The sequence below is a fragment of the Desulfamplus magnetovallimortis genome (assembly GCF_900170035.1).
In the GTDB taxonomy this organism is placed as follows: Bacteria; Desulfobacterota; Desulfobacteria; order Desulfobacterales; family Desulfobacteraceae; genus Desulfamplus; species Desulfamplus magnetovallimortis.
In genome coordinates this window covers 1-13,125 of the sequence record NZ_LT828549.1, presented here as the reverse complement: position 1 = coordinate 13,125, position 13,125 = coordinate 1, and the positions used below count along the sequence as shown (strand labels likewise).

Annotated in this window: 2 protein-coding genes; both read right to left on the bottom strand. The window is 45.1% G+C overall.

The annotated features are described in order from the left end of the window. Positions 1–478: 478 nt before the first annotated feature. The gene (locus MTBBW1_RS15965; protein ID WP_186441377.1) at positions 479–11,284 is read right to left on the bottom strand and encodes an InlB B-repeat-containing protein; all 10,806 of its coding nucleotides are present in this window, start codon (positions 11,282–11,284) and stop codon (positions 479–481) included. 448 nt (positions 11,285–11,732) lie between these two features. Next, a partial coding sequence (locus MTBBW1_RS15960) for a sigma-54-dependent transcriptional regulator (protein WP_080804793.1) occupies positions 11,733–13,125 on the bottom strand: 1,393 nt, incomplete at its 5' end.

The following is a 13,125-nucleotide window of genomic DNA, read 5'->3' as shown; positions in this document are numbered from 1 at the left end:
TTAACAGTTGGGACTTTGAGCTTTCAAGCAAAGGAATTTTATCTGTTCTGTCACAGTAAAAATAGCCTTCTGTTATTACTGTTTTAAAATCGGCTATGCCATATGGAAATTTAGTCATGGTGGCGTCCTTACGTTCATGGTTTATTATTTACAAACCGTAACTTCAATTTTATGTTCTCAAAAACGACACCTATGAGCTTTTGAAGCTTGTCAATACTGTCTGAATCAGGATAACCGGGATTAACAGGATAAGGCAGGATAATTTATCCTGAACATCTTTTGCATCCCGGGGATCCTGATTCAGACAAATACAATAACTTCTGAAAATGCAATAAGGTGTCGATTCTGAGTACTTATGTACTTATACCATGATCTGATGAAATATAAAAAGCCCCTTCCTTGTTTAAGGCGAGGGGCTTTAAATAATTCAAATATAGGATCAAATTTTCAAAAAAAGGATTGATTCAAGATCAGCGAACTATGGAAGTCTGAAAAGAGCCTGCTTTCCCTCTCCTGTAATAATCTGAATATCCATAAGACCATCCCCGTTGTAGTCAGCAACTTTCCAGGCAGTGCCACTGCTATCCATATTATCCTGCCAGAACAGAGATTCATCATCTGTCAGTTTTTCCACAATATAGTCGGGCTTGAATTTCAGTCCACCTTCAATGACTATTACACCTTTGTTCCTGTTGATGGTAAAAGGAATCTTCAAGGTATCAAGAACAAGCATAAGAGTATCAAGTTCGTACACTGCAGGGGGCATATTCAAAATCATATCTGCATCAAAGATAGCCTGTATGGCATAATCTTCGGATGCAGGATTAGTGCCCTTGAGGACAAAATCAATATTTCGTCCTGTTGCAGCAGGTGTTATTCTCTCCTGTACCGAGGACAAGATGCCTGTCCTGGCCACATATGAAACCATTTCATAAGCAACCATTCCGCTAATCTTAAACTCTGTTTCATTGTTTCCGGCAGACCACCTTCCATCATTGAGTATCTCAAATGGAATTGCCATATCCATGCCGACAAACCCCGCAAAGTCAAGAGGGTCTGGAACCATTGAGGTCACGGTTACTGCAAGGCTGTTCCAGATCATTACTGTCCTGCCGTCCGGCAGAATATGGACACCAGGCGGAATTGAAGATGGAACAAGATGAACTGAACTTGTCATTACACTGCTTCCTGTAGCCGATATCTGTGCCATTCCAGGATTGGCTGATTCAACTTTAACACATGATTGGGATTCCCATAAAGGATCATCTTCACATGGATATTCAATGGTATCCCCGAATATACTGAAGTTCAGGGCATTTTCCATGACATCAGTTATGGCTGATTCGCTGTTCTCAAGCATTATGGACTCCATCTTTGCGAGATAAGGAAGATGGGAGGCCATTTCAGCTGACTCAAAAAATCCCCGGCCATGCTCCTTGTTAATCAGCAATGTAATTTCAATTATATTAAAGCATGGTGTTATCTCCACACCAGCTGTATCAAGAATATCCTGAATAAGGCTACTGCTTTGTGCCATGGCTCTCTCAAGAGTCGCTGTGGAAACAGCTCCACTGTGCAGGCTGCTGTCAACTCCCCTTCCTATGGCAAGCGAAGGATAGATGGAGTCCAGGGCATCATCAAGGGCGTTGACTACTGCATCCACAAGTCCGGAATCCAACGGATAACCTTCATCCACAAAAGGTGCAATAAGCGCCTCAATATTCTGTATAAATGCCTTTACCTTTTCTGTTTTAACTGCTCCGGCATCTGAAAAGGGCACCCTGTTTTCCATGATATTGTCGTGGGCAGTTGCTATGGTGCAGGCAGCAATCTCCTGGAGATTATTTATTATTGTTTCAATGTTGCCTCTACATCTATATAAAGTGCCATTATACTCAATGGTTTCAGTTAGCGTTGAATTCCCTTTAATAGCCTGTTCCATCACAAGATCAATGGCACCAATACCTTCGATAATGTGTAATGTATTGCCTGTTATGGTCGTATCAGGCAAATCTGTTTCCAAAGCATGGGGAGAGCAGAAGAGCTCTGTCATACTGCTGAAAAACTCATCAATCTGTGGCTCCGGCTGCTCGTCGAGGTCAGGTTCTGCGGAATCGTCAGGATCTGGTTCTACTGGAGTAACAGGGCCAGGATCTACCGGAGCGGGATCTACAGGATTAGGAATCACGGGACCTGGGTCAACTGGATCGGGATCAACTGGGTCGGGGTCAACCGGATCGGGATCAACTGGGTCGGGGTCAACCGGATCAGGATCAACTGGGTCGGGGTCAACTGGATCAGGATCAACTGGGTCGGGGTCAACTGGGTCAGGGTCAACTGGATCAGGATCAACCGAATTCAAAGCGTATGTGGCAATAACAATGACTTCACTTGGCGGCATATAAACATAAGTGGTGGCACTGTTTATATCCTCAACCGTAGCGATCTGACCCTGCCACTTATCAAAGGAATATCCCTCCTGTGCTGCTTCTGCAGTTATTTCAAGCATTTCTCCTGCTGGATAATCACCTCCGCCACTGCCGCCTGTTATGGTCAGGGGATATAATTCAACAGGCTTTTCAATGTAAACTGCCTTTATAACAACATCAGTTTCCGGCATTACAATGGTTGTCTCAGCAAGGTTGACATTCTTAACATTTGCTGTCTGCCCCATCCATTTATCAAACATCATACCTTCAGCAGGAGAATCAGCACTCAATGTCACCACTGTGTTGGGTAGATAACTGCCGCTGCCAGTTCCATTTTCCACCGTCAGAGCTGCATCATGTTCAATGGGTTTGTAGGTGGCAACAAGAACCACATCACTGTCGGGCATATAAAGAACTGTTTCCGGCAAATTTACATTGGCCACATTGGCTGTCTGTCCCTCCCATATATCAAAGATATATCCCTCTGGTGCTTCCGGAGCAATCAGGTTCACAATATGACCAGGAGGAATTATACCGCTCTGGATAGTTGTCATCCTTGTACTGCCTTTCAAAGATGAAAGTAGAGTCAAATCTGATAATGCAGTACTTTTTCTCATCCTCTGACTCTCTTGAGGCTGGATCTGAATCTCTATTTCCAGCACAAAATCTTCAAGCGGAGCATTTTTATAGGTTGCTTTTACAGCAGCATCATTGCCTGGCATTGTAAAGGTGGTATTGGGTATATTTATATTAGCAACACCACTAATCTGTCCAATCCATTTGTCAAACATCATGCCTTCAGATGCAGGAGTGGCAGCGATATTAACAATTCTTCCTGCCTTGTATTCCCCATCACCTGTTCCGCTCTCCACATCAAGGGTATATTTTATGGCGGGTTCCGCCTTATACACAGCAGTGATATCAACAATGCTTGAAGGCATGGTGATGACGGTATTGGAGAGGTTCACATTTTCCACATTGGAAGTCTGGCCACTCCATTTGTCAAATATCTTTCCGTCCGGTGCCGGATCGGCTGCAATGGATATCACCCTGCCGGCTTTATATTCTCCATCGCCTGTTCCGCCGTGGACACTAAGCGGATATTTCTCTACCGGTATTACCTTGTATGATGCAGCTATAGACACATCAAAATCTGGCATGGTAAGGGTGGTCGATGCAAGTTCTGCATTGGCAATATTACCTGTTTGCCCTGTCCACCCGTCAAACATCATGCCTTCAGGGGCTGGATTGGCTGAGATGGATACAACATCACCTGCTTCATATTCACCGCTGCCGGTTCCATCGGTCACTGTGAGAGTAAAAAGCTCTAATGGTTTTTCAACATAACTTGCGGAAATGGATATATCTCCATCCGGCATGGTCAATGTGGTATTGGCAAGTTCTGCATTGCTTATGGTGCTTATATCTCCTGCCCAGCCATTAAATATCATATCTTCAGGGGCTGGATTGGCTGATATGGATACAACCTCGCCTGCTTCATATTCACCGCTGCCGGTGCCGTCCGTCACCGTGAGAGTAAAAAGCTCTATGGGTTTTTCAATATAACTTGCGGCAATTGATATATCCCCGTCCGGCATGGTCAATGTGGTATTGGCAAGCTCTGGATTATCTATTGAAGCAATATCTCCTGTCCAGCCATCAAATATCATATCTTCAGGAGCTGGATTGGCTGATATGGATACAATTTCACCTGCTTCATATTCACCGCTGCCGCTTCCATCTGTCACCGTGAGTGTAAAAAGCTCTATTGGCTTTTCCACATAACCTGCGGAAATGGATATATCTCCATCCGGCATGGTCAATGTGGTATTGGCAAGCTCTGGATTATCTATTGAAGCAATATCTCCTGTCCAGCCATCAAATATCATATCTTCAGGGGCTGAATTGGCTGATATGGATACAATTTCACCGGCTTCATATTCACCGCTGCCGCTTCCATCTGTCACCGTGAGTGTAAAGGTTTCCACAGGAGTATAAATAAGCTCATATGAGCCAATATCGGAAATGGCATTGTCATCGCCGTCCCCATCCAAGGGTCTGCTCGTTCCCCTCTGGTCTTTGGATTCAGATGATCCGTTATCCCCTGCATCAATGGCAGGGCTGCCCAAAAGAAGGGCGTGGGTGCGGGTTACTCCACCGTTATAGCCAAGGGAGTCAAGCATGGGATCTCCCCACACATGGGGCATTGCACTTCCATCCTCAATGAGATTATGGCTGTTGGTGAGAAGAGAGCCGTTGTTGACAAGATCCCCTCCCCCTGTGCTTCCGGCAATGATGGTGTTGGATATGTGGAGTGTTCCGCTTCCGCTGTTTTCCACTCCACCGCCGCTTGAAGCTGCGTTTGCATACAGGGTGCAGCAGTTCATACCCAGGGTACCGGCATTGAAGATTGCACCACCAACACCGCTGTCTGCACTATTGCCGCTCAAGGTACAATTTACCAACACCAGGGTTCCACTGCCGCCATTGTGTATTGCACCGCCATCACCATTTAAAGTGCTGTTGCCGGCAAGGGTGACTCCATTCAAGGTTAAAGAACCATTGTTCAAAATGGCACCACCACCTGTATGCTCTCCTCCACCGTTTCCGTTTATAAATTCCACATCAAATATGGAAACCTGGACTCCAGATGCAATATTAAAAATCCTTGAAGCATTATTACCGCTAATGACAACCGGATCAGATGATAAGCCAGTAATAGTCAAATCATTGTCAATGACAATCTCTCCCATTGTAAGGGTTATGGTGCCACCACCTGCAATACCTGAAAGGTCAATGGTGTCTCCATCTATGGCATCTTCAACAGCCTGCCTAAGGGAGCCATCACCGCTGTCCCCTGTGTGGGTTACAATGTGAATGGTGTTAGCGCCACCCTGGATGGCAAAATCATAGGGGTTTTCATCTTCGTCATCATTTTGAATGGTAACATTGGCATTTCTTAAACCCGATGCTGACGGATCAACCAATGGATCAAAAGTTATAACAAAGATGGTGCTATCCCCCGTAGCCACAACAGAAGCAGGGGATGTGGTCACTGTGAAATCACCGGCATGTTCACCGCTTATGTTTACAATGGGGGTACCTGTGAGATTAAGATCAGTGGTGCCGCTGTTTTCAATGGTAAAAGTGCGGGATATGGTGTCGCTGCTGTTAATATCAACGCTGCCGAAATCGGTGTGATCATCCGCAGACGGCGTTGTATCTCCATCAATTATTGATACGCCATTGCCCTTAATATCAATCTCCGGCTGGCCTGTTGTGGTAAAGGTTCTTTCTTCACCATAGGCTGTGCCGGCACTATTTGTTGCATAGGCACGAACATAGTATGTGGTATCAGGAGTAAGAGATGTTATGTTGCTTGTAAATGTCCCTGTGCCTGTACCAATGCTCTCTGTTGTTTTACCATCATTCGAGTCAACAGTTGGATTCTGGCTTGTACTCCAGCATACTCCCCGTGCGGTTATGGCATCGCATCCATCGGAAGTCACTTCACCGCCGCTTACTGCTGATGTCTCTGTGACTGAGCTTATTGCAGCTGTGGTAACTGATGGATTAACAGAATTGACCGTTAGTGTCTGATCAACTGAAGTTGCTGCATTGTAGTTGTTGCTACCCGATTGACTTGCAGTTATTGTTGTACTTCCTGCACCAACTATTGTTACTGTATTTTCGCTGATAGTGGCAACGTTTGTATTGGAGCTGGCATAACTCACCGCAAGACCGGATGATGCTGTAGCAATCAAATCATAACTGCTATCTCCGCAATTTTTTGCTGCAAGTGCATTAAAGGTTATTGTTTGATCCGCCTTGTTTACGGTCAATGTCTGACTCACATCAGGAGCCGAGTTGTATGTTGAATTACCGCCCTGGCTTGCAGTTATCGTGGTTGTACCAATGCCTGTTATGGTAACTGTACTGCCATTTACCGTGGCAACGCTGTTATTTGAGTTCGCATAGGTGACAGGTAGTCCTGAACTTGCAGTCGCTGTAAGGGTAAAGGGAGCATCGCCGTAACTCTTTACAGCCAAGGAATTGAAAGTGATGGTTTGATTATTCTTTGATGGAGGAGGAGGAGATGACGTGGTAAACATCACATCCTCGCCATAAGATGTACCTGCCGCATTGGTCGCATATGCCCGAACATGGTAGGTGGTGCCCGATGACAGCCCAGTGATACTTGCCGTAAACGCTCCTGTACTACTTGTCCCACCTTTATCTACCTTAAAACCTGAGATGGTAGGGTTTGAACTGGTTGACCAACAAACACCGTGGGCTGTGGGATTTGATGTCCCAAGATCGGTAATGTTGCCGTTTCCCGTCGCAGATGTGGTGCCGATGGTGGAAACAGCCTGGGTGGTGACGATGGGCGTTTCACTAAGTACCGTGTTGGTGACATTGGTGCTGGTTAGAGTGTCGGCATCGTTACCCGCAGCATCCTGCACGGCGTTGGTATCATTGCCTCCAGTTGGGTCGGTGTAGGTTACGGTTACCGTTTGACCGTAGATCACAGGACTCGTTAAAGTTAATTCCACCGTACTCCCATTGATCGTTACGACGGTAACGTTATTGGGGTTACCGTTGACTGTAACTTCAAAAGCACTGGCTTCTGCCGTGGTGTCATTCAGTGGGCCGTCATAGGTGAGGATAACTTTGCTGCCATCTGTGCTGGTGACGGTCGATTGGAATACGGGGGGCGTCATGTCTGCAAGATAGGTCAAAACAACATCATTATTGTCTGTTCCACCTGCATAGCTGATCTCAAAATTCGAGCCATTGGCAGTGACAATGGACCCTTCAGCAAACCCGGAAAAAGTACCGGTAATCGCATCTGTTCCATCATTATTTATGATGATGAAGTTATCTCCATCTGACAGAGTAAAGTCCGATAATGTCAAATTCAGTGTTGAACCCGTTAAATCAACCGTTCCATAGACATCGATTTGATCATATTCCGTGTCAACGGTTGTGCCTGACAGTTCAATATTAACATTACCAGCAACGGCAAGATTTCCATTGATTATCAGTTTTCCCGGACCATCACCTGGCGATAGTGTTGTGCCACTACTGAGTGTGGCTGTGTTTGTAGAAGACTCCGCAAATATTGAGCCATTACCTCCAAGTGTGGCATCTGAATTAACCGTCACTTGGGATGTCCCATCAAGGCTTCCTGTAACTAATACACTTCCCCCTGAAATTGTTGTGGCACCGCTATAGCTATTGACTCCCGAAAGGGTTAATATCCCTGTTCCAGTTTTTGAAAAATCAAAATCACCAAAAATCACACCGGAGATGGTTACAGCATCTGAATTATGAACCGTTGCATTGCCAGTCAGGGAAATCCCATTATCTATGGTTGTTGCTCCTGTTACTTGCAGTGTCGTACCCGCTGCCAGATTGATCTGACCGCTGCCAAGATTGCTATCTGATGAAATTATCACAGTACCGCCACTGAAAGTTGTTGTGCCAGTATAGGTGTTGGTGCCGGAGATTGTAACCGTGCCTGTTCCGCCTGTTATCAGGTTTCCAGTACCACTGACTACTCCTGAGAGCGTTAAATCATTTGTTGCATTGATGGTAGAGCTATTTGTCAGCGTAACTGTATTGTCTATGGTGCCGCTGCTGCCAGTAACTGCCAAGGTACCACCAGAGAGATTTAAAGTACCGCTTCCAAGATTATTGTCTCCAGCAATGCTCAGGGTGCCAGAGTTCACGTATGTTGTACCAGAATAGCTGGCTGCACCGTTCAATGTCAGCGTGTAGTCACCAGCAGAAAGACTAAGCCCTCCGCTACCAGAGATGGCTGCATCAATGGAGAGGTCGCCGCCGCTAACGTACACTTGGTTTGTTCCGGTAAGGGACAGATTGCCATTGATATTTACTGATGTGGTCGTGTTTTGCCGCAAGGAGGCGGAACTGAATGTCAACGTGCCGGTACCCGTGCGAATCTCCCCACCACTAAATTCGTTCATTCCACCACTAAACGTCTGGTTGAATCCATTCAGGTCAAGCAAGCCATCAACATAGGGACCAATTTTCACAACGCTGGGCAGTTGGTCGTTTGCCAGCCACTTGACGACCGCACTTTCAGCTTCCCCATCCCCGTTGCCCACAATAATCCTACCAGTACCCTGAACGAATGCACCGCTCGTTTTGTTCAGTTCCAGTACACCGTCATAAACATTGATCTCGGCACCAAAGGTATTCGATTCACTTCCTGTGATTTGAAAAGTCCCGCCGCCATCTTTTATGAAACTGACTTTGCTTCCTGAAATCACGCCAGCGAATGACTGTTGATTACCGCTGGCAACATTGACAGTTAAGGTAGGCCATGAAGATGAAGAGGAACTTGTAATGGTTCCAGTACCAGAGAGACTCGCAACCTTCTGATTCTTGTCATTGAGATCAAAAGTACCATCTGCATTAACAATTAAATTCAAATTTGTGGGCAGTTTATTGTTGTCGCCCAATTTGATAGTGCCTTGATCAATAACTAACTCTCCTGTGTATCCACCAAAGTTGGTATTATTATTTAGTAATTCTAATGTTCCTGCCCCGGTCTTTGTCCATGTGCCTGTTCCTGAAAAGTTGATGGGACCAAAACGAAAGATATCGTCTGCCCCGCCACAGTTAAATGTTACATTTTCACCGGAGGATAAGCTATTGGCTTGATTTCCATTGTTATTGATGACAATGATTCCTGCAGCACCTGTTTCCAGTGTTGTATTGGCAGGCAGAGTTAAGCTGGTCCCCAAACTAATCGTTCCAAAGTTAAGTGCCGCACCAAAGCTGATGGTCTTACCTCCGCCATCATCAGTAGCCAGTGCGACTGCTTCACGCAGACTCAAGCCATTGCCATCTGCCAGTTCTTCGGAATAGGAACCACCTGTGGTGGCATCCACACCGGAATCAGCGTTTGTGGTAACCACCAACGCATCGGACACCGTGATGCTCAATGCTTCTTCATAGGTACCAGAGTTGGCATCTGTGGTGCGTATCCGTACGCTGTATGTGCCGGCAGTTAGTTGCGATGGGTCGTTTGCCCGCAGGCTGCTGCCGGAGATGTTGAACGAGTCGTTATCGGTATCACCATCGCCAGCCACCAAGGTATATGTGTGTGTGTCTCCGGTATCCGGATCGGTTGAAGAAAGGGTGCCTACTTCAGCATCGGCAGAGTCGTAAACCGTAATCGAGGCGTTTGAGAGGGCAAGGTCAGTGGGGGTGTCATTGACCGAAGTTGATGTTACTGTCGTGGTGTTGTCGGTGGTTGTCGTGGTTCCATCATTAACAGCAATGGTAAAGGTGGTGGTTTCGGTACTGCCCGGAGCCACGCTGTTGTCACTGGGGTTGAATACAAGCTGACGAATTGCTGATTGGGCAGTTGCTGCATCGGTGGATGCCAGCGTATAGCTGCCATCGTTGTTATCTGTAAAGCTGCCCAGCGAGCTTAAAACGCCATTGGCTTGAGTATCCAGAGTAACCGTTACGCTGACATTATCGTTTTCAGCATCAGAAATTGTAACACTACTGAATGGGGTTATCGTGGTATTATCATCAATGGTCGTTGTGGTGGTGATGTCTCCGATGGTTGGTGCAGCGTTGCCTTGAATGTATTGCCATAATTCATATCCTACAGCCGTACTTTTAATCGCCCAGAAGTAGAGACCGTTGTTGAAAAGAGTCAAAAAAACGGGGGAACTGGCACCACTACTAAAATTGATGTCCGCAGCCATCGTGGGCGGGTTGGTGCCGTCGTACTTCCAAAGTTCATTACCATTATTACCATCAGTTGCACTGAAATAAAGTTCGTTGTTGAAGATGGTTAGATATGATGGATTACTTCCCTGGCCAGAATTTGTATTGATATCCGCAACCATCGTGGGCGAATTGATGCCGTCATACTTCCACAATTCATTACCATTGCCATTGCCATCATCGGCACTAAAATAGAGTTCATTGTTAAAGACGATCATCCATTTGGGGTCACTCCCTGAAAATCCTGAATAGATGTCTGCAACCATCGTTGGTGCATTAGTGCCATCGTACTTCCACAGTTCAAAACCATTGATACCATTATTAGCCTGAAAATAAAGGACGTTGTTGAAGACGGCCAGATAATCGGGATAACCATCACTAATACTGCTATTGATGTCTGCAATCATCGTGGGTGCATTGTTGCCGTCGTATTTCCAAAGTTCATAACCATTACCGCTAAAGCCACTGCTATCGGTAGCCCTAAAATAGAGAGCATTGTTGAAAACTGTCATTTGATCGGGAAAACTATGTCCAATGGTAATATCGGCTACCAATTCTGGCGGGTTGCTACCGTCGTATTTAAACAGCTCTTTACCAGAAATTGAGTCTATAGCACTGAAGTAGAGTTCATTATTGAAAACAGCCATGCCTCCACGGGTACTTCCTACGGGCGAACTACCTGTTGTACCTGAATAGATATCGGCTACCAACGATGCCGTATCGTCGGCGTAATTGTACTTCCAGAGTTCTGAGCCGTTAATGCCGTTATTAGCCGAAAAATAGAGCTCGTTATTGAAGATGGTCAAAGAACCCGGGGAACTACTGGCAGCACCCGAATTTATGTCAGTCACCCTCGTGGGTAGATTGGTGCCGTCATACTTCCAAAGTTCAACACCATTGCTACCATCATTGGCTGCAAAGTAGAGAACATTGTTCAATACTGCCATTACACTGGGTATTTGACCAACATTCGTATTTGGATTGATGTCCTCAACCATGCTTGCTTCGTAAGCCAGCAAGTTGCTCACTGAAACAGTAAAAACAAAAAACAGACTCAATACCAAAACATTTACGTAACGCATAATAAACCTCTTCATTATAGTTAAAATTTAAAATATTATTAAAAATCAAATTTTGTATCATACAAGAACCATAAAATCCGTTAAAAGCAGGAAGACGCAGATATCAAACGCTCTTTTTGCTTTGCCAGCTTCTTATAAAGCGAACACTCCCAGTAGCGTTCCATGCAGTAATTGACAACATATGGAATATTCAAACCAGATAATCTGCTGCAGTAGCAATCATCAAAAGGGTGGCTTAAAAATTCACACATATGTTGTGTGGCAGGATGATTCTGGATGTTAGCTTGTTTAGTCATGGAATTTGTGAATAGCACAGGACGTGCCAGAGGAAATATCGCTATAAATGGTTGGAATTACAACGGATTAAGAAATGTGAGTTGTTAACTGGTGGGTATGCAAAAGAGATAGTGGTATCTAAAATGGATATTCAAAATGGATAGTAGGGGGATTACTCATGGTTTACCTCTACTCCTCCCCCTTCCGTTATTCCATGTTTTTCAAGGCGGCGGCGGAATGTGTAGTAGTTCATACCAAGCATGGAAGCGGCTTTCATCCGCTTGCCGTCACAGTAACGCAATGCCTGCTCAAATGCCCAGCGTTCCAGTTTGTCCAAGCTGCATGGAAATGGCGGTGGCACGAGTAAAAAGGTTTGGGCTGAGTCTGTTATGGAGACACAGTTTGTAGAGTCTGTACCAATATATTGAGAATTAATCTTCATATCTTTAAAATCACTCTGAGATGAAGCAGCCTGAATATCTTCAAAATCCGTATGTATGGCAATATCTTCTGCAGTGATAATGCTGCCTGCATTGAGAACTGCTCGGCGGATTACGCTTTTAAGCTGGCGGATGTTGCCTGACCATGGGAGGCTTGAAAGTGTGGCACAGGCATTTTCATCTAAAAAAGGCAGAGAAGTTCCAAGTTCATCACAGGTTTCCCGCAAAAATTTTAATGCTAAAGGTATTATTGCATCCCTTGTCTCTCTGAGCGGAGGAAGCTTTATAGTGGTGTCTGCAAGTCTGTAGTAGAGGTCTTCACGAAAGTTTCCAGATAATGATTCATCTTTTAAATTACGGTTACTGGCTGAGATTATCCTAACATCAATCTTTTTTTCAACCTTGCTTCCCAACTGCATGAATCTTTTATTCTCAACAAAATAGAGAAGTTTTGCCTGCAACTCCTTTGGACAGGATTCAATGTCGTCTAAAAATATTGTGCCTCCATCAGCAGCTTCTAACAATCCAATCCTATTTCTGTCCGCTCCTGTAAAAGAGCCTTTGATGTGTCCAAACAGCTCGCTTTCAGCAAGATTCAACGGCATTGCTCCAGTTTGCACAGTTATAAACGGTGCATCTCTTCGGGGACTTAGGGAGTGTATGATTGTAGCAAGCCTTGATTTCCCTGTTCCTGTTTCACCTTGCAAAAGGATATTGAATGATGTTTTAGCAACACGCACTGCCTGTTCTGCAATAGCTTTTTGAGCAGGTGTGCTGCCCATATAAATCTTCATGGATGCCATAAGCTCATCAGAGAGTCCATCAATTGCATGTTTTTGAATCAGCGGCAATGCAGCCTTTGATATAGCCTCAAGCAGTTCATCTGTATCGACAGGCTTGCGGACAAAAGCTGAAACTCCCATTTCAATGGCTTTGAGCAGATAGTTGGTTTCAGTATAGGCTGTGCAGAAAATCAGAGGCGTTTCAGGTGAAATCATTTTAAGGTGTTCAGCTAATTCCAAACCATCCATTACAGGCATTCTGATATCACTGATCACTATATCTGGACGTGCTGCACCTTGCTTATGTTGGTTTTGCTTATGTTGATTTTGTTTATGTTGATTT

Bases quoted from the DNA above. Each gene is read 5' to 3' on its own strand.
- MTBBW1_RS15965 (WP_186441377.1), bottom strand. From the start codon at position 11,284: ATGCGTTACGTAAATGTTTTGGTATTGAGTCTGTTTTTTGTTTTTACT.